The sequence below is a fragment of the Kribbella sp. NBC_01505 genome (genome assembly GCF_045040285.1).
GTDB lineage: Bacteria > Actinomycetota > Actinomycetes > Propionibacteriales > Kribbellaceae > Kribbella.
Genome location: NZ_CP109425.1, coordinates 5,269,702 through 5,295,370, shown reverse-complemented (window position 1 = coordinate 5,295,370; position 25,669 = coordinate 5,269,702). Strand labels below are relative to the sequence as shown.

Here is a 25,669-nt window from a genome sequence, read left to right as displayed (position 1 = left end):
TTCCGGTGGATTAACAGACAGTTCTCAGGTTGACGCTGTAAGTTCCCTCCAGACATCACGGTGAGGGAGGGTTTGCATGTCCAAGAGGACCCACGAGCAGCAGCTCGCGGCGCGGAAGGCCCAACGGCAAGCCGAGCGGCAGGCTGAGCGCGCCCGGCAACGGCGGAACATGGCCGTCACGGTCACCGCCGTGGTCGCGGTCGTCGCCGTTCTGGTCGGAGTCTTCGTGTTCTTCGGCCCCAAGGGTGAAGACACGCCGGTCGCCGGCTCGGACACCCCGTCGGTCCCGCCGTCGGACGCGCCCGCCGGTCCGGACAACAAGCCGAAGACGATCCCGACCGCACTGGCCGCCGCGCCGAAGCGGGCCACGCCGCTGCCCGCCGAGGTGAACTGCACCTATAAGAAGGGCGCGGAACCGGCCAGCAAGAAGGTCAACCCGCCGGCCGACGGCAAGATCAAGGCGTCCGGTACGTCGAAGGTCAGCCTGAACACGTCCGTCGGCGACCTCCAGGTCACCCTGGACAGCGCGCTCGCCCCGTGCACGGTGAAGAACTTCCTGAGCCTCGTCGGCCAGAAGTACTTCGACAACACCACGTGCCACCGGCTCACCGTCGGCGAGGGCCTCCAGGTCCTGCAGTGCGGCGACCCGAGCGGCAGCGGCAGCGGTGGCCCTGGCTACAGCTTCGCCGACGAGGTCTACCCGACCCTGAAGTACGGGCGCGGCATCCTCGCCATGGCCAACTCGGGCCCGAACACCAACGGCAGCCAGTTCTTCATCGTCTACGGCGACGCCTCCGGTCTCGGCCCGCAGTACACCGCCTTCGGCACCCTCGACGAGGCCAGCCTCAAGCTCGTCGACAAGGTCGCCCAAGCCGGCGTCACGCCCCAGAACGGCCCGACCGACGGCGCCCCCGTCACCCCGGTCAAGATCACCACGGCTACCGCCGCAGCCTGACCTCAACGAGACCGCCGCCGAGGGTGTCCCTCGGCGGCGGTCTCGTTTCAGGCTAGAAGGTTTCAGGCTAGGAGGTGGTAGCGGGAGCGGGGCCAGGCCAGCAGGGCGTGGACCTGGGTGATCCCGGACTGCTGGAGGAGCTCCACCGAGCCTTCGCGGAACTTGTAGAGGTTGGTGGCGGGGTCGCGGGTGGTGTTCCAGTTGTCGTCGGCGTAGGCCTGCATCGCTTTCCGGTAGCGGGGGTCGTGGGACACCGAGTCCAGGATCAGCAGGTTCTTGAACCAGATCGAGTTGAACGCGGCGCCGTTCTTGGCGAGGATCTCGCGGGTGTTGTAGAAGGCGAGCGACGCGTTCGCGACCGACTTGGCGTCGCGCAGGTAGCGGTGGTCACCGGTCGCCTTGTAGAGCAGCACACCGGCCCCGAGCATCACGCCCTGGTTGTAGCTCCATTGCGTCTTCTCGACATTGCCGGCCAGATCGATGTGATCCCAGTAGAGACCGTTCGGGGCGAGCATGCAGTCCTGCGCCCACTGGTACATCCGCTTCGCCCACGTGAGGTACGACCGGTCCCGCGTCAACAGGTAGAGGTGCGCACCCAGCTCCGCACCCGGCCCGTTCGAGACCGTGTTCCGGTCCTGGCTCCACGGGGCTTGGGTCCAGTAGACGCCACCCGCACACGGATGCGCCGGGTCGGTGTCCCAACCGTGCACGACCAGGGCGAAGATCTCCTTGGCCCGGGCGAGCGACGTACGGTCGCCGGTGCGCTGGTAGTTCTGGATCAGGTGCAGGCCGATCCACTCGTTGTCGTCGTAGAACTTGTCGCCGCCACCGCCCAACGGCGCGCGCACGTAGGAGTCGTACCCCTTCGGCGTCGTCGTCGAGTTCCAGTACGCCGAGTAGGCGTCGATCCGGCGTTCCGCCTCTGCGGCCGCTTTGTGGCCGGATCCCGGGATGCCGGCGATGTCCTCGGCCGCGATCGCGGCCTGCGAGTACGGCCAGACGTACGAGTACGGGTTGGTCTGGTGGTTCGGGTACTCCTCGAGCAGCAGTCCGTGCTCAGTCCCGAAGTACTTGGTGATCGCGTCGTACGACGCCTTTGCGCGGCCCGCGTTGCTCGTCACGGCACTGGCCGCGGAGAGCTGCAGTGAGCCCACGACCGCGACCGCCACCAGGCCGGCCACGATCCGAGTTGATATACCCAATTTCCTGCGCATCGACCGGCTCCTCTGTGGGCGGTGACGGATGACATCGATGTCATGTTCTAACCGTCGCATTTCTAGTCGGCACAGGGAGAGCTCGTCAATGCCTCAGCGGCCGACCGGCCCAACCGGCAGAGTTGGCATATCAAGTGCAGCCACCGGGAACGCGATCCACGCGGACTTCAGATGCAGCCGTCCGCGCAACTGATCGGCGCTGAGTTCCGCACGCCCTTTCGACCCGACCGCTTCGATCCGCGCCGCCCGGCCACCGGCCGGCCCGACCCCGGTCCGGCGAATCACGCGCAGCGTCCGAATCGACCCGACGTCGAACGCTGCCTGGACGTCGGCCGTCTTCCGCGTCACCGTCCAGGTGACATTCGGGTTCCCGTTGCCCGGATAGGCGTCCCAGGGATCCACCTTCATCACCTGGTACGGAACCTTCCCGGCCGCGGTCGCCCCGCCGTTCGCCGAGGAGAACTCGGCGATGATCGGCTGACCCTTGTACAGCCGCACCTGGCCGGCGGTCGCCGTGACCGCGGCGTTGGTTGCCTTCTTCTCGTCGTCGTAGCCGCCGTAGACCTGGCAGGCGATCGTGTCGCACAGGTCGTAGGCCCGCTTCGCACTCCGGCTGCGATGGAAGACCGAGTAGGTGCGCGCGGCAACCGCCTGCGCCTGCAGAGCGGCCGGACGCCAGCTGGACAAGGCTTCCCGCGGTACGACGCCGCGCAGGTAGTGCTCGAGCGAGACGACGTTCACCGTGTCGAGGTGCTTGCCCGAAGCATCGATCGCGCGCAGCCCACCGCGATACCGCCGTACCGCACCTGACGGCAGGATGAGGCTCGTCACCGCGGCGCCCTCGAACTGGGTCATCGAGGTGAACGTCTTCCAGAGCGTCCACTTGCCGGTCTTGGTGTTGAACGAGCTGACCTTGGTGCCGTGCTCGCCGTACGGATCGATCGACCACTGGTTGCGCGTCGATGCCTTGGGCAACGCGTAGAGCTTGTTCCTGACCAGATCCCGGACCCGCAGGTTGTTGACCGCGGCAACCCGTACGCCGTCGGTCGTGTCTGCGCTGATCCGGACCCGGATTGCACCGGTCGCCTTCCCGGTTGTCGTCCCCGGGTAGTAGAAATCGAGAATCTGCTTGGCCGACTTCCCCGCGATCGCCGCGCCCTGCGCGCCGTACTGCGACATCCCGCGCCCGTGGCCGAACCCGCGACCACTGATCGACGTCTCCGCGACGGCCGTGGGATCGAACTCCCGCGCCTCGGCGGTCGCACTGATCAGGGTGGATGCGAGGACAACGGTGGCAATCAATCGCTTCTTCATGAGGCACTCCGGTATTGGATGACGACCGTGCGGTTGCGCTTGCTGTAGGTGAGCCAGCCGCGCTGGAATGTCTGCCGCGACCCGCCCTTCACCTGCTGGACATCGGTTGTCGGCAAGCCGATCCGGGACCGTTCGGCGCCGATGGCAACGTATTTGCGATAGAAAACACCGGTCACCGGACGCACGCCGTACGGCTTGGCCCAGTAGAAGCCGCCGTCGCGGAACGACTGCACCCGCGTGCCCCGCACGCGCCCGTTGTGCACTTCGGAGGTCGGCAGCCCGAGCCCACGGATGTCGTAGCCCATCCGGCGGTAGCGCTGCCGGAAGACGCCGGTGGTCGAATGCGTGCCGCTGGCCCGCGAGTAGAACACGTCGCGCGCGTTGAAGAACGTCGCCCAACCCGTCCGGGTCCGGTGTTCGCCCCAGAACGGCTGCCCGAGCGCCTTGAACCCGCCGACCGACGAGGCGAACTGGTAGATCGGCGTCGAGTATCCGCGCCCCGTCAACGCCAGGACGCGTTGCCGCAGCCACCCGAGTTTCGCGTAGAGCTGTTGCCCAGGGCATGCAGTCGCCTTGGTGTCGCGGTGCCCGGAGATGGTCGCGATCCGGTGCTTGGCCAGCACGGTGTCCACGGTCGGCGACCGGTAGTTGGCGTCGAGCTTCCACGCGATCAGCTGAGCCGTTGCCTCGAGCATCGGTGCCGGCGGCGCGACCTTGTCGAAGTTGCCGATCAGCGAGACGCCGAACGAGTTCGCGTTGAACTTCTCCGTGTGCGCGCCGAGGACCGGCAGCTGCGTACCGCCGTACCGGCCCTCGAAGGCCCGGCCGAAGCGGTCGACGAGGAAGTTGTAGCCGATGTCGCACCAGCCGCGGGTCTTCACGTGGTAGGCGTACGTCGCGCGCAGCATCGCGGGGACCTGCGCCTTGGTGTAGTTGTTGCGGTCTGCGGTGTGATGGACGAATGCGGCCAGCACAGTGGTCGTGTACTTCGGCCGCGAGCAGCCCTTGTTGAGGCTCCGCAGCCGCTCGTCGGCACCCCAGCGCCGGCGGCTCCACACGTTCGGCATCGGGTACGGCGTACGGGTCGCGGCCGGTTCAATGCCTTGTGGCGCAGGCGATTCGGCGTTGTCGGTGGAGAGTGCGCCGGGTTGGATCAAGGCGACCTTCGCCCCGGCGATCGTCGTACCGGCGGCATCGGTTGCGCTGGCCTGGATACCGGTCGCATCACCGACCCACAGTGGTTCGGTGCCGGGGTTGCCTTCCGGAGTGTCCGGGCCGTGGCCGTCCTCGATATGCAGGGCCTGCCAGTCGGTCCACTGGTCGCCCTGCTTGACCCGGACCTTGGCTTGGACGTTCTGCACACCAGTCGGCCAGGTGACGCCGACCATCGCGAACGGCGTGGTCTCGGCGGCCACCGACGGCCCGGTGATCGCGATCTCCTGGTACGTCGCCGCGGTCGGATCGGTTGCTGTTTGATCGCGCGGCACGGCGTGCGTAGCGACCAGCGAGAGGCCGGTCGCGGTCAGTGTGATGAGTCGGAGGGTCTTGCGCATCGAACTGCCTTCCGGCGGGGGCACTGCGGTCGCTGGGCGGCGGTAATCGATTATGCGCGCTGAGTGACGGCCATCCGGGGATTGTGGTCACCCTGCGTGGCGTGCCGCGCTTGCGATGTTCGGTAGGCTCACCGTAAAGCCCCCATTTTTGAAGAGGCCCGACATGACGTTCATCCTGATCATCGCGGTGGTGGTGATCGCGGTGCTGGCATACCGCTCGTACCGTCGGACCCAGCTGCAGTCCCGCAAGCAGCACGAGATCACCGCCGGCGAACTCGACTCGGTCAAGCGCACCGCCGACGAGGACATCACCCGCTTCGGCGAGGAGCTGCAGGACCTCGACCTCGACATGGTCGGCAAGGACCTCGGCGACGGCGCCCGGCAGGACTACCAGCGCGCCCTCGACTCCTACGAGTCGGCCAAGCAGGCCGTCGAGCAGGTCACCGAGGCCGAGCAGATCAAGCACGTCATCGAGATCCTCGAGGACGGCCGGTACGCGGCAGCGTGCGTCCGCGCCCGGGTCAACGGCGAGCCCCTCCCGCAGCGGCGCCCGTCGTGCTTCTTCAACCCCCAGCACGGCCCCTCGGTCGAGGACGTCCAGTGGGCGCCGCCCGGCGGCGCCCCGCGTGAGGTTCCCGCCTGCGCCGCCGACGCCGAGCGCGTCCGCGCCGGCGCCGAGCCCGACGTCCGCAAGGTCATGGTCGGCCCGCAGCGCGTCCCGTACTGGGAAGCCGGCCCGGCCTACTCGCCGTACGCCCAAGGCATGTTCGGCGCCATGGGCGGCGTGATGACCGGCATGTTCCTCGGCACCATGCTCGGCGGCATGTTCGCCGGCGGCGGCTACGGCGACTTCGCCGGTGGCGACATGGGCGGAGACATGGGCGGCGGCGACATGGGCGGCGGCGACGGCGGAGGCATGGAAGGCCTCGGCGGCGGCGACGGCGGCGGCGACTCCGGCGGCTGGGACTTCGGCGGCGGCGACTTCGGCGGCGGCGACTTCTGACCCACCCAAAGGCCCCGGCACCCTCCAAGGGCTGCCGGGGCCTTCGCCTGTCCCCGCTCCGGATCTGCGCCACTGTCCAACCTGTTCCTGAGCCAGTCCGGGCAGGTGCGCTGAGCGTGGATCACGCGAGCTGCGCAGTGTTGGACAGTGCTGGCGGTCCGCCCCGGACGGATACGGCTGGCTGGGCCGCGGCCTTGGTTCGGGTGGCGGCGGTGGCGGGGGTGTCGGTGGCTGCTATCAGGCTTCCGGTGACAGCTATGGCGGCGGCCGCGAGGATCGCCAACCGCTTCCCTGTCTTCTGCATTGCTTGCTCCAAGCTCGGTCAGGCAGGTTCCTGACCGAGCTTGGAGCAGCGGCGTTTCAGTGCTGCTTCACCGTTGTGTCACCGGGTGATCTTGATCGGGACCGACAGGGCCGAGGGGGCCGTGGTTGGGCCTAGTAGGAGCTCGCCGGTGTAGGTCTGGCCGGGGGTCATGGGCTTGTTGTAATTGACGTGCAGGGTTACCGGGGTGCCGGCGGGGACCGGGCCGGTGGGGAGGCCTGAGACTGTCAGGTCGTTTCCTTGGACTGCGTTGACGTTGAAGGTGAAGGTCGGGGTGCCGGCGACCGCGAAGCCGTGGACCCAGATCTGGTAGTTGCCGTCGGGCGGGCTGACCAGGTCGACCGACTCGTTCGCCGTACCGCCGGCGGAGGAGGCGACGATCTCGGATGCGGAGAAGACGCCGTCGTTGTTGGCGTCGCGGACCACGTAGAGGTCGAGGTCGTTGCCGGCCATCGCGGTGCTGACGCTCAAGCGGGATGCGTGGTTCAGCGTGATGTTCCGCTTGAAGCTCGACGCCGACGGATCGTCCGCGTTGTCCTGGTGAGCCGTCTCGCTCGTCGTACTCGGCTGGCTGAGACCGAAGGCGGAAGCCTTCAGACCGTCCAGCGCGACGCTCGACTCGAACTTCACGTCGAACCCACCGGTGTCACCGGTCGCGTTCTGTGCAACGGATGACGGTGCGACCGACGCACTGCCGACGTCCATCTTGAACGGCGCATCGAACTTGTCGCCCTCCCAGCCGACCTGGTGCAGCGCGAACGCCTGCAGGCCTTCCTGCGCCGGCGCGGTCACCACATCAGCCGGTCCACCGGTTGCGGTGTCGAAGCGCCAAGCACCTGCTCGCACATTGGTGTTCGGACTCTTCCCGACCGTGTTCAGCGTGTACGGCGCGCCCCAGACCGAATCGGGCACCACCTGGAAGTGGTTCTCGGATCTGCCCATGATCAACGTGTCCAGGTCGGTCGCCGGGCCGGCGTCCTTCCAGGTCGTGTTGACGAGGAACTTCGTCCCCTCGGCCGGTACCTTCGGTACGTCGAGGTAGAAGAACCGCCAGTCACCGGATTCAGCTCGCCAGGTCCAGTCGTTCGCACCGAACACCGAACCGTTGTTGTACGTGTAGTTCTGCTGGGCCCGGGCGACGTCCTCACCACCGAAGGTGGTTGCCCCGGTCAACTTCCCGGACGCGTCCTGCGCCGCCTTCGCCGCGACCGCGACGGAGACCGGCACGACCATCGAGTCCGAACCACGGTTCAGTACGACGGCGCCGGAGTACATCCCGTACGGCGTCTTGGCCGGAATCTTGATCGACGCGGTGAACGAACCGGTCGTGTACCGCGGCGTGGTGATCCACTTCCAGTCGCTGTTCTTGTACCAGTCGATCGAGATCTTGAAGTGGGTCACCGGAATCGACGCGTTCTTCGCCGAGTGCTGCAGCCCGAGGAACAGGCCGTCAGCCATCCGCGACGCCGGGTCGCGGACCAGCGACTGCAGCGCGTTCGCACCGGCGCGGTGGTACATGAACCGGCCGTACTCGCCCTGCTGCATCTCCGACTTCGCGAAGTCCAGGTCCAGGAAGCCGTCGATGTTGGAGCTGGTCGTCTTGTCGGTGTGGTTGACGACGCCGTTGTGGTCCTTGTCGGTCCACAGCTTGCCGTCGTGGTTGACGTCGGTCCAGTTGTAGGTCAGCAGCCGCCAGCCCTGGTCCTCGGTCAGGTTCTTGTCACCGTCGAACTCGTCCCGCGGATACTCGACCTTGATCAGCATCAGGTCCGCATCCTTGTGCTGTTTGACCTTCTTGGTCAGGTCCAGCAGATAGTCCGGAGCGTTGAAGTTCCCCGTACTCTCCTGCTTCAGATCCTTGCTGGTGAAGGAGAACGTGTCGTTCGCCGTCCGGACGAGCTGCCGGTCGCTGACCTGCCAGACGCCCGGGCCCTTGACATCGAACTTCTGCGAATCCGTTCCACCCGGTGCGATCACGTTCGCGAACGCCGGGTACTCGGTACCGCGGTAGTCGCCGACCCGCCATTCGGACGGGCTGACGACGGCCCGGTAGCCGGCGGCGCTCGCCACGGCCTTGCCCGCGTCGATCGAACCCGACCCTTGCACGTTGGCGTCGTACCCGAGATCCTTGGCCGACGTCTTCAGGATGTCCTTGGCCGTCGTGTAGAAGCCGGCCGGCAGGTTCTTGCCGTGCGCCTTCTCGTAGGCCTGGTAGATCAGCGCGGTCGCACCGGCCGCGACCGGAGTCGACCGGCTGGTGCCACCCCAGGTGGTCCACGCGTCGCGTCCGTCGAGGATCGTGTTCAGCGTCGCGTCACCGGGCGCATAGGCGCCGTCGGCAACTACATCGACACCGTTGGCGGCGTTCGACTGGAAGCCGCGGTTCGACCACTCGACGACGTCGTTGTCCATGATCTGCTTGGTGCGCACGATCGAGTCCCAGCCCGTCGCACCGAACTGGGTCGACGCACCGACCGCGATACCGGCCGTCGGCGACGAACCCGTCGTACCGAAGCCTGGCGCACCGTTGCCGGTCGAGAACAGCGGGGTCGTCTTCGAGCCTTCGTGGATCACGTCGGCTTCCTGGCTGGCCGCGTCCCAGCCGTCGTTGTCGACGGTCGACTGCCCGTAGGAGTTCGACGTGACGTCGACGCCCTGGCGGGTGGACAGCAGGTACCCGAACTGGGTGGAGAAGTCGAAGCCGAGGTAGATGTCGCCGAACGGCGCCAGCTTGGCGTGCGGCGCGCCACCGAGGACGGCACCGGCGTACTTGCCACCGGGGATGTCCTTGAAGGTCGGCGCCTTCCCGTTGATGACGGCCTGGCCGACGATGTTCGACGCGGTCAGCGTGCCGTGGCCCTCGATCTGCGGATCGAAGTCACCGGTCCAGGCGAGCAGGTCACCCGATCCGTACGACGTGTCGTGGACCCCGAACGCGTCCTGCCCACCGGGGACCTCGGTCTTGCCGTCGGAGATGAAGTAGAGCAGGCCACCGGACAGGTCCGTGTAGCCGTCGCCGTTCATGTCCCGGTACGCCGCGGGCGAGGCCTTGGTGACCGGCTTCTCGTCGGCGAACGAGTGATCGTCGTCGAGGTCGACGTAGACCGTGTCGTAGACGCCGGCGGTGTGCGGGTCGGTGACCAGGTAGGCCGGGCGCTCGCCGTACAGCTGCAGCAGGTAGTCGTCCGGGTGGCTGCCGACCTTGACCTTGCCGGACTTGCTCCAGGACGCCGGGAAGTCATAGGCATGCTGCGCGGTACCGGCCGGGGCGCTGAAGTTGCGCGACGGTCCGGTCTTGGTCGCGAAGTCGACCGAGCAGGTCTTCCCAGCGACCGCGCAGGTAGCGGCCGTGGTCTTGGTGTACCAGGACAGGCCGTCGTCGACCTGCGTCGGCGCGGACAACCACTGCAGGGTGCCGTACGGGTCGAAGGCCTTCGGCCAGCCGTTCCAGCCCGCCTTGGTCCCGGTCTGGCCGGTCCAGGTCTGCCAGGTGTTCAGCAGGTCCGGGTGGCCGAAGTCGGTGCCACCGTCCAGTACGCCGACAGTCACGCCCTGACCGGTGATGCCCGCGTTCCAGGCGCCGGTGAAGTCGTGGGTCCTGGCGTCGTTCAGGTTCTGCTTGCGCAGCTTCTCGAAGTTCGAGCCGTGCGGCGCGGGCGCCCGGTCGTACGGCACCTCGCTGGTCTGCAGCTTGGCCCGCGCGGCCTGCTTCTCGGCCTGCGTCGGTGCCTTGTGCAGCTCCGGGTCCGGGTCGTTCAGCGGCTGCCCGGTCTTCCCGAGCTCCACCGGCCGCACCGACACCACGCCCTTGGCTGCGGCCAGCTTCGGCAGCGCCTGGACCGGGATCGACCCGAGCACCATCCCGTTGTCGCCCGCCCCGGCGACCCGGGCATTGTCCAGCACGGCCTTCGCCGCCGCCGGATCGCCCTGCACGGTCGCGAACACCGCGACCGGCGCGGTCTCACCCTTCTTGACCCTCGCCTCGAGCTTCGGATCCAGCTTCGCCAGCAACGCGTCCGCCGCGGTTTTCACCTGCAACGGCCCTGACGGCGGCGAGCCCGCCCTGGTCTCAGCTCGAACCGGCGCCGTCACCGACGCCAGTACGAGTGTGGTCAGGGCAACGAACGCAGCACTGCGCGACACACGTCGTCTCATGCTTCCCCTCCGGACATGGGCGGCCCACCCCCGCGGACCCCAATTGATCAACCGGAGCGTAAATCCGTCGGCGGCCCTCGCGACAGCGATCGGGGACGCTGATTTTTCTCACGCCCAGTGAGGGGTAACCATCAGTCACCGATGCAAATCACCGCAGACCACGCCTGAGCCGAAATCTCCCGGAATTCCGCCGAGAACGACCATCACCCTGCGTCACCGGAGTGAACGCAGGTTTACCCCTGACTTTGTCAGCTCCGCAGATGCAGCCTGCGGGCGGCTTCGGCGATCGAGCCGGTGACCGAGGGATAGACGGTGAAGGACGCCGCCACCTGGTCGACCGTGAGGCGGGCGGCGACAGCCAGGGCGATCGGGTGGATGAGCTCGGACGCGCGCGGAGCGACCACCACTCCGCCGACGATGATGCCGGTGTTCGGCAGGCAGAAGAGCTTCACGAAACCGTCCCGGACGCCCTGCATCTTGGCGCGGGCGTTGTCGGAGAGCGGGACCTTGACGACCATGGCGGTGCTGCCGCCGGCGTCGAGGGCGGCCTGGGTGAGGCCGACGGTGGCGATCTCGGGGGCGGTGAAGACGTTGGCCGAGACCTGGGACTGGTCCAGCGGGGCGACGGCGTCGCCGAGGGCGTGGGCCATTGCGATCCGGCCCTGCATGGCGGCCACGGAGGCCAGCATCAGTACGCCGGTGCAGTCGCCGGCCGCGTAGACGCCGCGCGCCGTCGTACGGGAAACGCGGTCGACCTGGATGAAGCCGCCGTCGGTCAGCGACACGCCCGACTCGATCAAGCCCATTTCGTCGGTATTCGGCAGCGAACCGACCGCGAGGAGGGCGTGTGAACCCTCGGCCGTCCGGCCGTCGGTCAGGGTGACGACGACACCGTCGCCGACGCGCTTGACCGACTCGGCGCGGGACTTGCTCAGCACGGTCAGCCCGCGCCGCTTGAACACGTCCTCCAGTACGGCGGCCGCGTCGGCGTCCTCGCCGGGGAGCACCCGATCACGGGACGAGACCAGGACCACGTCGCTGCCGAGGGCGTCGTACGCGCTGGCGAACTCGGCACCGGTGACACCGGAACCGACGACGATCAGCCGCTCGGGCAGGTGGTCGAGCTCGTAGACCTGCTCCCAGGTCAGGATCCGCTCGCCGTCGGGCTCAGAGCCCTTCAGCACGCGAGGCCTTGCACCAGTGGCGATCAGGATCACGTCGGCGTCGAGCCGCTCGTCGCCGACGACCACCGTCTCCGGCCCGTCGAGGCGGCCGCGGCCCTTGATGATGCGGATCTTGTCCGAGTCGAGCCGCCGCTCGATACCCTCGGACTGCGATGCCGCGAGCGCCTTGACCCGCCGGTTGACCACGCCCAGATCGACCCGGACGGAGTTCGCCGGGTCGTCGTCGCCGTCGTCGACCCGCAGACCGAGCTCGCCGGCCTCCTCCACCTCCGTCATCACCTCGGCGGTGGCGATCAGCGTCTTGCTCGGAACGCAGTCGGTCAGGACCGCGGAACCGCCGATCCCGTCGGAATCGACGACCGTCACCTCCGCCCCTAGTTGGGCGGCTGCACTAGCCGCTTCGTACCCGCCTGGACCGCCACCGATGATCACAACTCGCGCCACAAGAGGCCATTGTTCCGTATCCTGATTTCTCGTGACCCTGTACGCCGCGTTTGCGTCGAATCTTGACCCGAACCTGATGGCCGAGCGCTGTCCGTACTCGCCGCTGCGCGGGACCGGCTGGCTGACCGGCTGGCGCCTGACCTTCGGTGGTGAGGAGCTCGGCTGGGAGGGCTCGATGGCCACCGTCGTCGAGGACGCCTCCGACCCGGCCCACCAGGTTTTCGTCGCCCTCTACGACATCCACCCCAAGGACATCGAGCGCCTGGACGAGTGGGAGTGGATCGATCAGGGCGTCTACCGGAAGATCCAGGTCCGGGTGCAGACCCTGGACGGCGAGCAGCTGGCCTGGATGTACGTCCTGAACGCCTACGAGGGCGGCCTCCCCTCGGCCCGGTACGTCGGCATCCTCGCCGAAGCCGCCGAAGCGGCCGGCGCCCCCGACGACTACGTCGCCGAGCTCCGCTCCCGCCCCTGCCAGTCCTCCGGCCACTGATTTCGCAACGTCCGAAGATCCGGAGACCACGTCTGTGGTTCCTTCGGACGTTAGCGGGTAGCTGAAATAACGTCCGACGATCCGGAGACCCTGTCTGCGAGTCCTTCGGACGTTAATGTGCGGGGGTGACTGATGAGCTGCGGGCGGCCGCTGAGGCTTGGTTGAGTGAGGACCCGGACCCGGATACGCGGGCTGAGCTGCGACAACTCCTGGATGCGGGCGACACCGTGGAGCTGGCGGATCGGTTCGCCGGGACGTTGGAGTTCGGTACGGCGGGGTTGCGGGGTGCCGTCGGCGCCGGGCCGAACCGGATGAACCGGGTCGTGGTGATCCGGGCGGCGGCCGGACTCGCGGCGTACCTGAAGGCGAACGGGCTGACCGACGGGCCGGTGCTGATCGGGTACGACGCTCGCCACAAGTCGGATGTGTTCGCCCAGGACACGGCCGCCGTGATCCGCGGGGCCGGACTGGATGCCGTTCTGCTCGACCGGCACACGCCGACGCCGGTGATCGCGTTCGGGATCCGGCATCTGAAGGCCGTGGCCGGCGTGGTCGTGACGGCCTCGCACAACCCGCCCCAGGACAACGGCTACAAGGTGTACCTCGGCGACGGCTCGCAGATCGTGCCGCCCGCGGACATCGAGATCGCGGCTGCCATCGCCGCGGTCGGCCCGCTGGAGTCGGTCCCGCGCGGCGACGACTGGCAGACCACCGGCGACGAGCTCCTGAACGCCTATCTGGACCGCATTGCCGAGCTGGTCCCAGCCGAGGCTCCGAGAGAGCTGAACGTGGCTTACACGCCGCTGCACGGCGTCGGCCGGATCCTGGCCGAGGACGCGGCCGCGCGCGCCGGGTTCGCCGTACCGTCGGTGGTCGCGGCGCAGGCGGATCCGGACCCTGACTTCCCCACGGTGAACTTCCCCAACCCCGAGGAGCCGGGAGCAATCGACCTGGCCCTGGAGCTGGCCCGCGAGATCGGCGCCGACATCGCGGTGGCGAACGACCCGGATGCGGACCGCTGTGCGGTCGCCGTACCGGGGCCTGAGGGCTGGCGGATGCTTCGGGGCGACGAGTTGGGCGCGCTGCTCGGCGAGTTCCTCCTGAGTAACAGGCCGGACGGCGTCGCGGCATGCTCGATCGTCTCGTCGTCGCTGCTCGGCAAGATCGCCGCCGCGTACGACGTCCGGTACGTCGAGACGCTGACCGGCTTCAAGTGGATCGGCCGGGTGCCGGAGCTGGTCTTCGGCTACGAGGAGGCACTCGGCTACTGCGTCGACCCGGCTGCCGTAAAGGACAAGGACGGCGTCTCGACGCTGGTCCGGGTGCTGGAGATGGCCGCTCGGGCGAAGGCCGAGGGGCGGACGCTGCTCGATCTGCTCGACGATCTGGCCAACAAGTACGGTCTGCACGCGACCGACCAGTTGTCGTTCCGGGTCGAGGATCTCAGCCTGATCCAGACTGCGATGGCGAATCTGCGGGCCACTCCCCCGACGACGCTCGGCACGCACAGCGTCGTACAGGTCGATGATCTGGCCGAGGGGTCGGAGGCTCTGCCGCCGACGGACGGCCTTCGGTACTCGTTGTCCGAAGGCGCGCGCGTCGTCGTTCGTCCGTCCGGCACCGAGCCGAAGCTCAAGTGCTACCTCGAGGTGGTCATCCCCGTGCAGAACGGGGATGTCACCACGGCGAGAGGCTCAGCAGCCGAGGATCTCGCCGGAATCAAACAAGCACTCTCCACAGCCCTGGGGCTGTGAAGCAGATCTCTCAGTGCGCCGCCGCGGCTTCGGCCTGCTCGGCGCGCAGGGAGGCCTGCAGCGACGAGTGCAGGATGCGCAGGGTGCTCGTCGACTGCATCAGCGCGTCCCGCTCGTCCGGGTTCCGGCCGGCCAGGCTGGTGATGTCGTTGATGGCCGCGTCGATCCGGCTGATCCGGTCGGCGACCGAACCCTCCTGGCTGCTGGCCCGGCGGATCGCGTCGGACGTGACCGTCCACACGTCCTCTTTGTCGTTGGTACGTCGCGACATGTCGACCATCTGGCTCAGTGCGGCCAGATCGCTGGTGACCTGCGTCCGCTCCGCCGGCGTGGTGATCCCGGCGGTCGCCTGGCGGAGCCGGGTGACGTGCCCGGACAGCTCCGACCAACTGCTTCTACCGCTCTGGATCTTGTCCAGCACCTTCGCGTACTCGGTGTTGAACTCGTCGTAGTTCACTGTCCTTGACTCCTGCCGTTCGACCGTTCGACTACAGAACTGTAGGGCGTGCGGATTCGAAACAAGTAACCACACGATCGCAGATCGTGTGGTTGTCGCCAAAACGCAACAGCCGCCTAGTGGAGTGTCGTGGTGAAAGCTCGAGTGCTGGCGACACTCCACTGATACGGCAACGCGTAGCAGGCGGCTGAGTTACGTGCGGATCGGGAGTTGCTCAGGACACGCGGGACGGCGCGGATTCGAAGGTGTTGCACCGGGCCGAGCTGGTCGTCGCGCTGGTCGCGAAGAAGCCGTGCTCGGACCACCAGCCGTGGTTCGCGAACGAGCCGTGGTCGCGGGGGTAACCCTTCTGGTCACCGGAGTGCGTCACCAGCCAGCGCCACTCGTTGTAGAGCGCGCCGGTCATCGGGTAGAAGCGGCGGTTCGCGCCGATGTAGGCCGAGCCCAGGCAGGACGCCTGCAGCTCCCGACGGCGGCTCTCCTCCAGCTTGGCGCTGTTGGTCTTCATCGCCCGCTGCCGCCACCAGGAGGCATCCATGATGCCGGTCTGCTCCTGGATGTGGTGGCCGTACTCGTGCGCCAGGGTGTTGGTCGCGTAGACCCGCGCGTACGTCGAGTTCTGCTTCCACAGGCTGATGATGACGTTCGCCGGGAAGTAGATGTTGTTCTCGCAGTAGAACGCGCGGGACAGCGTGACCACGCCGCATCGCGTGTTCGCCGTGCGGCCCGTGGTGATGTGCAGCTTCGGTGCCGCCGTGGACTTCGCGCCGGAGGCCTTCAGGATCGGCTTCCAAGCGGCGTACAGGCACTTGTAGAGCTGGTTGCTGTACTGCGTGACGCCGGCCACCGTCCGCATCGAGACGTTGACCTCCTTGCAGCGCGATGCCGGGATCGCGCCGGTCTTGTAGAGCTTGTTGTAGCGCACGATCTGCAGCGCCGACGGACCGGTGTAGCCGACCTTCGCGACGGGCGCGGCGTGCACATCCGGCGCCGCCTCGGCCGCCTGGGCATTGGCCGGAACAACAACCGCGAGACCGGTCAGTACGGCGATGCCGGCCAGGCCGCGTCGGGTGATGCGGGAGAGGTTGACCATGAGCTCCACTCTCGAAATTCAGGGACTGTCGAGGTTCATCCTCGGCTGGCCGGAAGTGCATCCGCCGGCCGGGACACGGACTCCGACGTCATCGGTTCGATCTCAGTAGATCGTCGCGATTTCGTCAGTTCCGGAGCTGTCCCCCGAGGAAGGCCAACTGGGCCGGCAGCATCCGCCGCCAATATCCCTGCGTGTGCGCACCGGCCTGTTGCGCACCGGCCGCTCGCAGCTCGGTCCGCAACTCCGCGGCCGCTTCTGCGAACGGATCGTCGCGACCGCAATCGATGCGCACGGCAACATCTTGCAGACCGACCCGCCGCCCGAACAGCTGATTGCTCACGAAGTCCTCGCGACCGTCAAAGGCGCCGGGAGCAACATCTTCGTAGTCGCGCCACACCGCCGGGCTGAGCGCCCCGACCGCCACCGCTCGACTGCCCGGGCGGACCCGCCGCTGCCAGACGTGCAGCGCGGCGTACAACAGAGCGCCGTACCCGCCCATCGACCAGCCGAGCACGCCGTACCGGGCGGTGTCGAGACCGCGATTCGCCAGCAGGGGAAGGAATTCCTGGTCGAGCATGAACCCGGGATCCTCGTCCGTCACCCGGCGATGCCAGTAGGTGTCCGGTCCGCCATCCACCGTGGCCAGCGCGAACGGCGGTGCACCAGCCCGTACGGCGGCAGTCAGGTACCGGTCGATCCCGAGATCCCGAACCGCCGACGTGTGATCACCACCACGTCCGTGGAGCACGAGCACCACCGGAAGCTGATCGGACAACTGATAACCGTCGGGACAGATGATCGAGTAGCCAACAGATGTCTTTCGCCCGAACGAGTCGAACGTGCCCGACAGCACAGGCCCAGCCGGTACGTCGGGAATCACGCCATCCGGACCGGTCAGTCCGAGCACGTCGTGGACGCGGGCCCGTCCGGGAATGACACCGGTCTCCAGCCCCACGATTGCCGCCGTACCGACGACGCCCGCGGCCACGCCCGTGCGGAGAAGCGTGCGGCGCGAGAGCACTGGCGTCAGCGGAGCAGCGCGGCCACGATGGCGATGACAGCCAGTACGCCGATGGCCGTCAGCTCGGGCCGCGCCCAGTTGGTCTTGACCTCGCCGCCGTCGACCGCGCCGTACTGGTCCATGTGCGCCTCGATCCGGCCGACGACCACGTCTGCCCGGGACACTGAGCTGTCCGCCTTGAGCTTGCGGCCGCCGACGCGCTGCTTGCGCAGGTCGCGCATGACGAGCTGCACACCGGGAGCGCGGAAGCGGCCGGCGTCGGTGTGCACCCGGAGGATGTCGGCGACATCGGCGCCACTGACCTGGTTCCACGGGATCACGCGGTCGCGCAGGTGGTTACGCAGCACGATGGCCTGGGGGCTGAGAGTGACCGCGGGCCGGATCAGGCCGCAGTACGCGAGCACCATCAGGATGGCGATCAAACTGCCGACCAGGATCCCGGTGGCGGTCCGCCATTCGAGCACGATGTCCAGCAGCCCGACCGCCCCGATGACGATCACGATGATCCCGGAGATCCGGTTGGACGCGGACAGGTATTGCTCGGTCTCGGCCTCGTTCGACTTCACCCGCACAACGTAACCGGTCGGCTGGATCAGCACAGTGCCTCGGGTAGGTGCATTGGTGCCTCTAGCGGCGTTCCAGTCGTTCGCTGGCAAGGCGGAGGAGGAGAGCGATGCGGAGCATCTCGCGACGACGACAACGCAGCCAGCGGGCGTCTGGGGCGTCGCTAGAGGTGCCGAATGCACCTACCCGAGGCACTATGCTGGCTTGGGTGACCACTACCGACACAGGCGTCGACAGTCTGGCCGACGTGACCTCGTCCGAGGACCGGCTGCGCCGGTTCCTGCTCGGTCTGCCGGGCGTCGACCAGGTCGGTGCCGAGGCCCGGGCCGCGACGCTCAGCACGCGGTCGATCAAGACCACGGCCAAGGCGTACGCGCTGGACCTGGCGATCCAGATGATCGACCTGACCACGCTGGAAGGCTCGGACACCCCGGGCAAGGTGCGCGCCCTGTGCGCCAAGGCCAAGCGGCCGGACCCGGCCGACCAGACCGCGCCCCAGGTGGCCGCGGTCTGTGTCTACCCGGACCTGGTGGCGACGGCGAAGTTCGAGCTGCGCGGCACCGGCATCAACGTGGCGAGCGTGGCAACCGCCTTCCCCAGTGGGCGTTCGAGCCTGGCGATCAAGATCCAGGACACCAAGGACGCGGTCGCGGCCGGCGCCGACGAGGTCGACATGGTCATCGACCGGGGCGCCTTCCTGTCCGGGCGCTACGGCCTGGTCTTCGACGAGATCGCCGCCATCCGCGAGGCCGCGGGTGACGCGCACCTGAAGGTGATCCTGGAGACCGGCGAGCTGGTCACCTACGACAACGTGCGGCGCGCGTCCTGGCTGGCGATGCTGGCCGGGGCCGACTTCATCAAGACCTCCACCGGCAAGGTCTCACCGGCGGCGACACTGCCGGTGACCCTGGTGATGCTGGAGGCGGTCCGCGACTACCACGAGTCGACCGGCCTGCACATCGGCGTCAAACCGGCCGGTGGCATCCGGACCGCGAAGGACGCGATCAAGTACCTGGTCACGGTCAACGAGACCGCCGGACCGGACTGGCTGGACCCAGAGCTGTTCCGCTTCGGCGCCTCCAGCCTGCTGAACGACCTGCTGATGCAACGCACCAAGCTGGCCACCGGTCACTACCCGGGCCCCGACTACTTCACGCTGGACTGAGGGCATGAGCAGATTCGAGTACGCACCGGCCCCGGAATCGCGGGCCATCGTCGACATCAAGTCGTCGTACGGGCTGTTCGTCAACGGCGCCTTCGTCGAGGCGACGGACGGCAAGCCGTTCAAGACCGTCAGCCCGGCCTCGGAAGAGGTCTTGGCGGAGGTCAGTGAGGCCGGACCGGCCGACGTCGACAAGGCGGTTCGCGCCGCCCGGAAGGCGTTCGAGAAGGTCTGGGGGCCGATGGCCGGCCGGGACCGGGCGAAGTACCTGTACCGGATCGCGCGGCTGATCCAGGAGCGCGCGCGGGAGCTCGCCGTACTGGAGTCGCTCGACAACGGGAAGCCGATCCGCGAGTCGCGCGACGTCGACATCCCGTTGGTGGCCGCGCACTTCTTCTACTACGCCGGCTGGGCCGACAAGCTCGAGTACGCCGGTGCCGGTGCGGACCCGCAGCCGTGGGGTGTGGCCGGTCAGGTCATCCCGTGGAACTTCCCGCTGCTCATGCTGGCCTGGAAGATCGCTCCCGCGTTGGCGGCGGGCAACACCGTCGTACTGAAGCCGGCCGAGACGACCCCGCTGACCGCGCTCGCCTTCGCGGAGATCTGCCAGCAGGCGGATCTGCCGCCGGGTGTGGTCAACATCGTCACCGGCGCCGGCCGGACGGGTCAGGCGCTGGTCGAGCATCCGGATGTGAACAAGGTCGCCTTCACCGGTTCGACCGCGGTCGGCCGCGCGATCGCGAAGTCCGTCGCGGGCACCGACAAGGCGGTCACGCTGGAGCTCGGCGGCAAGGCGGCGAACATCGTCTTCGAGGACGCGCCGATCGACCAGACCATCGAAGGCATCGTCAACGGCATCTTCTTCAACCAGGGCCACGTCTGCTGCGCGGGTTCGCGGCTGCTCGTCCAGGAGAGCGTGTACGACGAGGTGCTGGCGCGACTGAAGCGGCGGATGAGTTCGCTGCGGGTCGGCGATCCGCTGGACAAGAACACCGACATCGGCGCGATCAACTCGGCGGCCCAACTGGCGAAGATCCGCGAGCTGTCGCAGATCGGCGAGGACGAAGGCTCCGAGCGCTGGTCGCCCGAGTGCGAGCTGCCGACGCAGGGCTTCTGGTTCCCGCCGACCGTGTTCACCGGGGTCTCGCAGGCGCACCGGATCGCCCGCGAGGAGATCTTCGGGCCGGTGCTGTCGGTGCTCACCTTCCGCACTCCGCAAGAGGCCGTCGAGAAGGCGAACAACACGCCGTTCGGGCTGTCTGCGGGGATCTGGACCGAGAAGGGTTCCCGGATCCTCTGGATGGCCAACCAACTGCGCGCCGGCGTGGTCTGGGCCAACACGTTCAACCGATTCGACCCGACCTCGCCGTTCGGCGGCTACAAGGAGTCGGGCTACGGTCGCGAGGGCGGCCGTCACGGCCTGGAGGCTTACCTTGCCCACTAAAGACACTGGTCGCCTCGAGGTACGCAAGACGTACAAGCTCTACATCGGTGGCGCCTTCCCGCGCAGCGAGTCCGGCCGCGCGTACGCCGTCAACAACGCCAAGGGCAAGTTCCTGGCGAACGCGTCGCAGGCCTCCCGCAAGGACGCCCGGGACGCGGTTGTCGCCGCCCGCAAGGCGTTCGGCGGCTGGTCCGGCAAAACGGCGTACAACCGCGGTCAGGTCCTCTACCGGATCGCCGAGGTGATGGAGGGGCGGCACGAGCAGTTCAGCTCCGAGGTCGCCGCGTCCGAAGGCCTGTCCATCTCCAAGGCCCGCGCTGTCGTGGACGCTTCGATCGACCGCTGGGTCTGGTACGCCGGCTGGGCCGACAAGCTCGCCCAGGTCGTCGGCTCCAGCAACCCGGTGGCCGGCCCGTACTTCGACTTCTCGTTGCCCGAGGCAACTGGCGTGGTCGCGGTACTGGCTCCCCAGGACTCCAGCCTGCTCGGCCTGACCTCGGTGATCGCCCCCGCGATCGTCTCCGGCAACACGGTCGTCGCAGTCTCGTCGTACGAGCGTCCGCTGCCGGCCGTCACCCTCGGCGAGGTGATGGCGACCTCCGACCTCCCCGGCGGCGTGGTCAACCTCCTGACCGGCTCAGCCTCCGAGATCGGCCCTTGGCTCGCCTCCCACATGGACGTCAACGCCATCGACCTCTGCGGCGTCGCGGATGCGGACGAAGCCCGCGACCTGGAAGCCGCAGCCGCCGAAAACCTCAAGCGAGTACGCCGCCCCGCCGCCGAAGACTGGACCGAGTCCCCCGGCCTGTCGCGCATGACGCAGTACCTCGAACTGAAAACCGTCTGGCACCCCATCGGCGTCTGACTTCTTACAACTGGGCGACGTAGAACACCTGCGTGTCGAGGCTGTGATCGATCTGTTGAACGAAGCCGACGCCGTCGGCGGAGCTACTGGATGCGAGCGTCGCCACCAGACCTGAGCGTCGGTTCACCAGCACGAAGAAGTCCGGCTGATCCCGGTCGCGGTCGAAGAACCACAGTTGGCTCGTCGAGCCATCACAGTTCTGCGACCGTAGCCGGGCCCCCATTGCGGTGGAGTGACCCTCGACTCCGATGCAGCCACCCCACCAACTCTTGTCCACGATCCTGAAGGACCCGTCCCGGTCCAAGGACGGCACGACGGTGAACTTCTGATTCATCGCCCCCGAATACGCCCGCTGGAACACCGCGGCCGGATCGGGCGCACCCAGCGATCCGACGGTCATCACCTTGCCGCTGTGCACGACCATCAGCGCGTAAACCGGCTCCTCATCAGCTGCCTGCGCGGGCGCCTGCAACAACGCTCCGCTGAGCACCAGCGCCACGGCCCCCGCCACCATTCGCCGTACGAACATCCCCATCTCCTCATTTCGACCAACACTGTCTGCCAGCTGTACGGCGGGTTCGGGCAGGATGGATCGCTCAGCTCCGGGTCGAGGGGCCTACCGAAGCCCAGACCGCACGGCTGGGCAGTCCGGCGACTGATGGGGATGGTGCTGCCAGCCAGGAAACGTGGGTTTGAACAGCACGTGGTGGGCTCGAACAGGTCATTTCTTGTTCAAGCCCACGGAGCGAGCTGCGCACCCCCGCCAGTTGGTCAACGACAGGCCTCGTCACCGCCCACCACGACCGCAAGCACACACCTCGTGGGTTGCCCACTGAGCTGGGGTTGCCCCCTGGGCTGGGGGATTGCCCACTGCACCGGGGGGTTGCCCACTGCGCTGGGGGGGTTGCCCACTGCACTGGGGGGTTGCCCACTGGAAATACGAGTGGGCAACCCCCTAACTCGAGGGTTATCCACTCAGGTGGGGGGTTGTGGCCGGGGCGGGTTAGCGGATTGTGGTTCGGGTTAGGGCGGGATTGGGGTCGGGGTAGCAGGTGACTGGGGAGTTGAGGGTGACGAACTTCCACTTGATCTTGGCGGTGAGGGTTAGGCCGGGGTCGTCGTAGGAGGTGCCTTTGAGGCGGGTTTCTACGACCGCGCCGCGGCGGCCGGCCTTGAGGCGGACGGTGAGGGTGGGGAGTTGGTAGGCGGCGCCGCCGGGGATGGGGCCGGCGACGGTGATGATCGCGGTGCGACCGTCGAGGCGGACCGATGGGGTCGAGTTCAGGCCGGAGCCGCCGGAGAGGGTTGCGCTGATGTACTTCGTGTTGGCGGGGATGGGGACGCGCAGCGAGAGGTCCCGCACCTCTTTGAGCTTGAAGCCTTTGACCTCGCCGGGAAGCTGGCCGGGCTTGAGGTCGACGGTGATGGAGAAGCGCTGGTTCGGTTTGACGGTCTCAGGGGCCTTCGCGTCGACGCCCTGGCGCAGCGACAGCAGGTGCTTGCCGAACTTGGTGTCGGCCCGGCACGCATAGCTCGCGGCAGGTTGAGCACTGGCCGCGGGGACTCCGAAGATCATCGGAAGGACGGCGGCACCGAGGACAAGAAAACTGCGGCGAGTAGCCATATGACTACCCTAAGCAGTCAATCGACCGCTTGAGGACCCCTATCTCACTGGCCGAACAGGTACCAGCCACCGGCCCCGGCCGCGACGAACACCACCGGCAGGGCCGCCACGAACCACGGCCAGACGCGGCGGCGACGCCGTACCGGCGGGTTTGTCGCGACCGTGGTCGACACCTCCTCGTCGGTGATGCTGGTCCGCTCCTGGGCGCGCAGTGGCGCCTCCTGCTCCAACCGGTACGCCTCGGCCTCGAACCGCTCGGCGAGCGCCTCGGCCCGGTCCCAGCGGTCGGCCGGGTTGTAGGCCAGCGCCCGCGCGAAGATGTCGTCCAGCTCACCGACCGCGTCGTGCAGCACCGGCTGCAGAGTCCCGGGCAGTTGCGCCGGGTCGCGGTTGAGCACATCAGGGATCGACGCCACGGCGTACGGCGGACGTCCGGTCAGCAGGGCATAGGTCACCGCGCCGATCGCGTAGATGTCCGCGCGCTCGTCGAACCCACCATCGCCGCGCCCCTGCTCAGGCGCCATGTACGACGGTGTGCCGACCGCCTGGGTCAGTCCGGAGGCCTCGGCCGCGCGCTTGGCCAGCCCGAGATCCGCCAGCACGACCCGGTGCGTCCCAACGCCGGACTCGATGCCGACGTTCTCGCGGAGCAACAGATTCGCCGGGGTGACATCGCGGTGCACGACACCCTCGTTGTGCAGCGCGGCGACCGCCCGGGCGAGGTCCGCACCCCACCACAACGCGTCCACCGGATCCAGCGTCCCCTGCCGCAGCAGGTCGCCGAGCGTGCCACCGCCGACGTAGTCCATGACGAAGTACGGGCGACCGTCCGGCAGCTTGCCCAGATCGAAGACCCGAACCACCCGGTCGCTCGCGATCCGGCGCATCAGTCGCGCCTCGGACAGGAAGCGTTCCCGCACATCGGCGCGCGACGCCCAGTTGTCGGCGAGGACCTTGACCGCGACCTCCACGTCGAGGTCATCGTCGTACCCCCGCCAGACCGTCGCGAACGCGCCCGCGCCGATCTGGTCCTGCAGCCGGTACCGTCCGATGACATCCATCGCGAGCTATTGTCGTCCACGTCCGGTTCGACCGGCGACCAACACTCTCTGGGGGCCCATGAACGAGGAGCTCGACGGTCTCGCGGCGCGCGCCCTCGCGGACGAGGCAGTGATGCCCGAGCTGCTGCACGCGATCCGGCCGCTGGTGCAGCGGCGGGTGGCCAAGTTCCTCCCGTACCGCGAGGACGCCGAAGAGGCCGTCCAGGACACCCTGCTCCAAGTGGTGAACAAGCTGCACACCTTCAAGGGCACCGGCAGCTTCGCCGGCTGGGTGACGATCGTGGCCACCAACCAGGCCCGCCAGACCTACCGTTCACTCAAGCGCCGGGCCGTCGAGCAGACCTCCGAGTACCTGCCGGAGGCCGTCGATCCGCGGACCACCTCGGTCATCGCCGGTTCGCGCCTCGATCTGCTGGAGGCGCTCGAGCACCTCGAGTCCAGCCACCCGCAGCTCGTGCAGCCGCTGGTCCTGCGTGACCTCGGCGCCCTCACGTACGCCGAGATCGCGGACGAACTCGACGTACCGCTCGGCACCGTGAAGGCTCGCATCCACCAGGCCCGCAAGGCTGTGGCGGAACGCCTTACTGTGCGCTGATTCTCTTACTGTGCGCTGATTCCGGCCCAGGCGCGCACTAGCGCGGTCGCTTCGGCGCGTTCGGCCGTGGGCAGCTTGGCGATGTCCGCGCCGTGGTTTCCGTTCGGGACCACGAACCAATGGCAGTCCTTCGTGCCAGGACCCGCGATGAACGGCTCCGCACCCCACGGGTCGTTCTCGCCGTACACGAAGAGGATCCGCTCGGCGGAGGCCTTCACCCAGTGGTCGATGTCGAGCATCGCGTTCGCATCGTGCTTCGGCTCGATCGCATCCGGTACCGCAGCCGGCGCGGAACCGGCCTCGGGATAGCGCAGCAGGCCCTTGAGCCACGTGGTGCCGGTCGTGGCATCGGGCCAGTTGAGCTGGCCGGCGGCTTGGTAGTAGTACGCCAGGTACGGCGCGATCCCTTGGTCCGAGTACGTCGACCAGTCGACGGTGTCACCGATAAAGGTGAACAACTGCTGGTCGGTCGCCGTTCGGCCCGGGATCTGCGCGCAGTTCGCCTGGGTGCGGTACTGCCAGAACAGGAAGGGCGTGTCGAGGGCCGCGGCCTCGAGGACGCGATCCGCCGAGCCGTAGCTCTGGTCGTATTTGTCGCCGCGCGCGACGAGCTTCGCGAGCAGCGCCGACCGGTGGTAGAGCGCGTTGCGCTGCAGCGTTCGGAGCGCTTCGTTGCAGGCCGGATCGTTGCCGGCGTGCTGGACGAAGTCGACGTACGAGTCCTGCTCGTTCACGGTGTCCTGCGGTGCGACGTACGCGATCGTCGCGTCGACGTCGGTCGAGTAGAAGCGGCGGTGATAGACCGAGGTCATCCCGCCTTTGCTCGCGCCTGTCGAGAGCCATTTGCCGCCGTACAAGGCTTTGAAGGCCAGGACGATCCGGTGATGGTCGGTGGCGGCCTGCCAGATGTCGAGCTTGGTCCAGTCCTTGCTCGCCGGCGTCGCCTTGGTGGAAAAACTCTGTTCGAAGAAGCGCTGCTCGACATCCAGCTGGTTGCCGGTCACCAGGCTGGTCGGCTCCGAGGCATACGCGCCGGCCGTCCCGGCGTACCCGGAGGTCGCCAGGACCATCGGACTGTCGAATCCGCGATGCCACAGGGTGATCCGCTGCTCGAAGCGTTCGCCGCTGCTCTGGTGGTGCTCTGCCTGATGGTGATCTGTCGGCTGGGAGTACCAAAGCACGAAGAACGGCCGGCCGTTCATCAGCCGGCCGCTCTCGATCCGTAGCCCGGCGATGGTCTCGAGCTTGGCCCGAACCGCGCTCACCGAGTCTGTTGCGACCGCCTCCGCCGCGACCGCCGGGGCGGCCGGGAGAGCGAGGAACCCGAGCACCAGGAGCAGGCGGAACCAACGCATACAGTGACTCCTTGACCCGAAGACGACACTCTGCGTG

The 25,669-nt window shown here is 67.8% G+C and carries 22 protein-coding genes; 8 read left to right on the top strand and 14 right to left on the bottom strand.

Features of this window, described 5'->3' with window-relative positions:
* Positions 1-76 precede the first annotated feature (76 nt).
* Positions 77-955 carry a peptidylprolyl isomerase gene (locus OG474_RS25070; protein ID WP_405056002.1) on the top strand — a complete coding sequence of 293 codons (879 nt, stop codon included), beginning with the start codon at positions 77-79 and terminating at the stop codon, positions 953-955.
* 62 nt (positions 956-1,017) lie between these two features.
* Here the strand turns inward: OG474_RS25070 and OG474_RS25065 are convergent, their stop codons facing one another.
* The 3 genes from OG474_RS25065 to OG474_RS25055 form a co-directional block, all read right to left on the bottom strand.
* Positions 1,018-2,169 carry a glycoside hydrolase family 76 protein gene (locus OG474_RS25065; protein WP_405056001.1) on the bottom strand — a complete coding sequence of 384 codons (1,152 nt, stop codon included), beginning with the start codon at positions 2,167-2,169 and terminating at the stop codon, positions 1,018-1,020.
* Between the two features lie 93 nt (positions 2,170-2,262).
* A complete protein-coding gene (locus OG474_RS25060; protein WP_405056000.1) occupies positions 2,263-3,483 on the bottom strand; it encodes a SpoIID/LytB domain-containing protein in 1,221 nt (406 codons plus the stop codon).
* Positions 3,480-5,036 (bottom strand): N-acetylmuramoyl-L-alanine amidase, encoded by a 1,557-nt coding sequence (locus OG474_RS25055; RefSeq protein WP_405055999.1) that lies wholly within the window; start codon positions 5,034-5,036, stop codon positions 3,480-3,482. Before OG474_RS25055 ends, OG474_RS25060 begins: the two co-directional genes overlap by 4 nt.
* A 163-nt stretch (positions 5,037-5,199) precedes the next feature.
* Here OG474_RS25055 and OG474_RS25050 point away from each other — a divergent pair, with 163 nt between their 5' ends.
* Complete coding sequence (locus OG474_RS25050) at positions 5,200-6,039, top strand: hypothetical protein (protein ID WP_405055998.1); 840 nt, start codon at positions 5,200-5,202, stop codon at positions 6,037-6,039.
* A gap of 121 nt (positions 6,040-6,160) precedes the next feature.
* Here OG474_RS25050 and OG474_RS25045 read toward each other — a convergent pair whose 3' ends face one another.
* The 3 genes from OG474_RS25045 to OG474_RS25035 form a co-directional block, all read right to left on the bottom strand.
* Positions 6,161-6,343: a hypothetical protein gene (locus OG474_RS25045; protein WP_405055997.1), complete on the bottom strand. Its 183-nt coding sequence runs from the start codon at positions 6,341-6,343 to the stop codon at positions 6,161-6,163.
* A 78-nt stretch (positions 6,344-6,421) separates the two neighbouring features.
* Positions 6,422-10,516: a S8 family serine peptidase gene (locus OG474_RS25040; protein ID WP_405055996.1), complete on the bottom strand. Its 4,095-nt coding sequence runs from the start codon at positions 10,514-10,516 to the stop codon at positions 6,422-6,424.
* A 248-nt stretch (positions 10,517-10,764) separates the two neighbouring features.
* A complete protein-coding gene (locus OG474_RS25035; protein ID WP_405055995.1) occupies positions 10,765-12,144 on the bottom strand; it encodes an NAD(P)H-quinone dehydrogenase in 1,380 nt (459 codons plus the stop codon).
* Between the two features lie 31 nt (positions 12,145-12,175).
* Between OG474_RS25035 and OG474_RS25030 the strand changes: the two genes are divergently transcribed.
* Both OG474_RS25030 and OG474_RS25025 read left to right on the top strand, forming a co-directional pair.
* Complete coding sequence (locus tag OG474_RS25030; RefSeq protein WP_405055994.1) at positions 12,176-12,637, top strand: gamma-glutamylcyclotransferase; 462 nt, start codon at positions 12,176-12,178, stop codon at positions 12,635-12,637.
* Between the two features lie 125 nt (positions 12,638-12,762).
* Entirely contained in the window at positions 12,763-14,391 is a 1,629-nt protein-coding gene (locus OG474_RS25025) for a phospho-sugar mutase (RefSeq protein ID WP_405055993.1), read from the top strand.
* A 10-nt stretch (positions 14,392-14,401) separates the two neighbouring features.
* Here OG474_RS25025 and OG474_RS25020 read toward each other — a convergent pair whose 3' ends face one another.
* The 4 genes from OG474_RS25020 to OG474_RS25005 all read right to left on the bottom strand — a co-directional run bounded on the left by OG474_RS25020 (position 14,402) and on the right by OG474_RS25005 (position 17,528).
* Positions 14,402-14,848, bottom strand: coding sequence for a hypothetical protein (locus tag OG474_RS25020; protein ID WP_405055992.1), 447 nt, complete (start codon positions 14,846-14,848; stop codon positions 14,402-14,404).
* 214 nt (positions 14,849-15,062) lie between these two features.
* On the bottom strand, positions 15,063-15,941 hold the full coding sequence (locus OG474_RS25015; RefSeq protein WP_405055991.1) for a neutral zinc metallopeptidase: 879 nt from the start codon (positions 15,939-15,941) through the stop codon (positions 15,063-15,065).
* A gap of 124 nt (positions 15,942-16,065) precedes the next feature.
* Positions 16,066-16,962 carry an alpha/beta hydrolase gene (locus tag OG474_RS25010; RefSeq protein WP_405055990.1) on the bottom strand — a complete coding sequence of 299 codons (897 nt, stop codon included), beginning with the start codon at positions 16,960-16,962 and terminating at the stop codon, positions 16,066-16,068.
* Between the two features lie 5 nt (positions 16,963-16,967).
* Positions 16,968-17,528, bottom strand: a complete 561-nt coding sequence (locus tag OG474_RS25005; protein ID WP_405055989.1) for a PH domain-containing protein — start codon at positions 17,526-17,528, stop codon at positions 16,968-16,970.
* A gap of 206 nt (positions 17,529-17,734) precedes the next feature.
* On the opposite strand from OG474_RS25005, the gene deoC reads away from it, so the two are divergent.
* From deoC to OG474_RS24990, 3 genes are read left to right on the top strand one after another with little or no spacing between them, the layout of a single operon-like run.
* Positions 17,735-18,691: a deoxyribose-phosphate aldolase gene (deoC, locus tag OG474_RS25000; RefSeq protein WP_405055988.1), complete on the top strand. Its 957-nt coding sequence runs from the start codon at positions 17,735-17,737 to the stop codon at positions 18,689-18,691.
* A gap of 4 nt (positions 18,692-18,695) precedes the next feature.
* Positions 18,696-20,132, top strand: coding sequence for an aldehyde dehydrogenase family protein (locus OG474_RS24995; protein WP_405055987.1), 1,437 nt, complete (start codon positions 18,696-18,698; stop codon positions 20,130-20,132).
* A complete protein-coding gene (locus OG474_RS24990) occupies positions 20,122-20,997 on the top strand; it encodes an aldehyde dehydrogenase family protein (protein ID WP_405055986.1) in 876 nt (291 codons plus the stop codon). Before OG474_RS24995 ends, OG474_RS24990 begins: the two co-directional genes overlap by 11 nt.
* Before the next feature lie 4 nt (positions 20,998-21,001).
* Here the strand turns inward: OG474_RS24990 and OG474_RS24985 are convergent, their stop codons facing one another.
* The 3 genes from OG474_RS24985 to OG474_RS24975 form a co-directional block, all read right to left on the bottom strand.
* Positions 21,002-21,526, bottom strand: a complete 525-nt coding sequence (locus OG474_RS24985) for an RICIN domain-containing protein (RefSeq protein WP_405055985.1) — start codon at positions 21,524-21,526, stop codon at positions 21,002-21,004.
* Between the two features lie 474 nt (positions 21,527-22,000).
* The gene (locus tag OG474_RS24980) at positions 22,001-22,621 is read right to left on the bottom strand and encodes a hypothetical protein (RefSeq protein ID WP_405055984.1); all 621 of its coding nucleotides are present in this window, start codon (positions 22,619-22,621) and stop codon (positions 22,001-22,003) included.
* Positions 22,622-22,665: 44 nt separating this feature from the next.
* Complete coding sequence (locus tag OG474_RS24975; protein WP_405055983.1) at positions 22,666-23,682, bottom strand: serine/threonine-protein kinase; 1,017 nt, start codon at positions 23,680-23,682, stop codon at positions 22,666-22,668.
* A 58-nt stretch (positions 23,683-23,740) separates the two neighbouring features.
* Between OG474_RS24975 and OG474_RS24970 the strand changes: the two genes are divergently transcribed.
* Positions 23,741-24,277 (top strand): RNA polymerase sigma factor, encoded by a 537-nt coding sequence (locus OG474_RS24970; protein WP_405055982.1) that lies wholly within the window; start codon positions 23,741-23,743, stop codon positions 24,275-24,277.
* Positions 24,278-24,282: 5 nt separating this feature from the next.
* On the opposite strand, the gene OG474_RS24965 is transcribed toward OG474_RS24970, so the two are convergent.
* The gene (locus OG474_RS24965) at positions 24,283-25,632 is read right to left on the bottom strand and encodes a peptidase S37 (RefSeq protein ID WP_405055981.1); all 1,350 of its coding nucleotides are present in this window, start codon (positions 25,630-25,632) and stop codon (positions 24,283-24,285) included.
* Positions 25,633-25,669: the final 37 nt, after the last annotated feature.

Coding starts and splice junctions, on each gene's coding strand:
- OG474_RS24995 (WP_405055987.1), top strand. CDS start 18,696: ATGAGCAGATTCGAGTACGCACCGGCCCCGGAATCGCGGGCCATCGTC.
- OG474_RS25055 (WP_405055999.1), bottom strand. CDS start 5,036: ATGCGCAAGACCCTCCGACTCATCACACTGACCGCGACCGGCCTCTCG.
- OG474_RS25065 (WP_405056001.1), bottom strand. CDS start 2,169: ATGCGCAGGAAATTGGGTATATCAACTCGGATCGTGGCCGGCCTGGTG.
- OG474_RS25070 (WP_405056002.1), top strand. CDS start 77: ATGTCCAAGAGGACCCACGAGCAGCAGCTCGCGGCGCGGAAGGCCCAA.
- OG474_RS24975 (WP_405055983.1), bottom strand. CDS start 23,682: ATGGATGTCATCGGACGGTACCGGCTGCAGGACCAGATCGGCGCGGGC.
- OG474_RS24980 (WP_405055984.1), bottom strand. CDS start 22,621: ATGGCTACTCGCCGCAGTTTTCTTGTCCTCGGTGCCGCCGTCCTTCCG.
- OG474_RS24970 (WP_405055982.1), top strand. CDS start 23,741: ATGAACGAGGAGCTCGACGGTCTCGCGGCGCGCGCCCTCGCGGACGAG.
- OG474_RS25060 (WP_405056000.1), bottom strand. CDS start 3,483: ATGAAGAAGCGATTGATTGCCACCGTTGTCCTCGCATCCACCCTGATC.
- OG474_RS24985 (WP_405055985.1), bottom strand. CDS start 21,526: ATGTTCGTACGGCGAATGGTGGCGGGGGCCGTGGCGCTGGTGCTCAGC.
- OG474_RS25015 (WP_405055991.1), bottom strand. CDS start 15,941: ATGGTCAACCTCTCCCGCATCACCCGACGCGGCCTGGCCGGCATCGCC.
- OG474_RS25040 (WP_405055996.1), bottom strand. CDS start 10,516: ATGAGACGACGTGTGTCGCGCAGTGCTGCGTTCGTTGCCCTGACCACA.
- OG474_RS25050 (WP_405055998.1), top strand. CDS start 5,200: ATGACGTTCATCCTGATCATCGCGGTGGTGGTGATCGCGGTGCTGGCA.
- OG474_RS24965 (WP_405055981.1), bottom strand. CDS start 25,632: ATGCGTTGGTTCCGCCTGCTCCTGGTGCTCGGGTTCCTCGCTCTCCCG.
- OG474_RS25045 (WP_405055997.1), bottom strand. CDS start 6,343: ATGCAGAAGACAGGGAAGCGGTTGGCGATCCTCGCGGCCGCCGCCATA.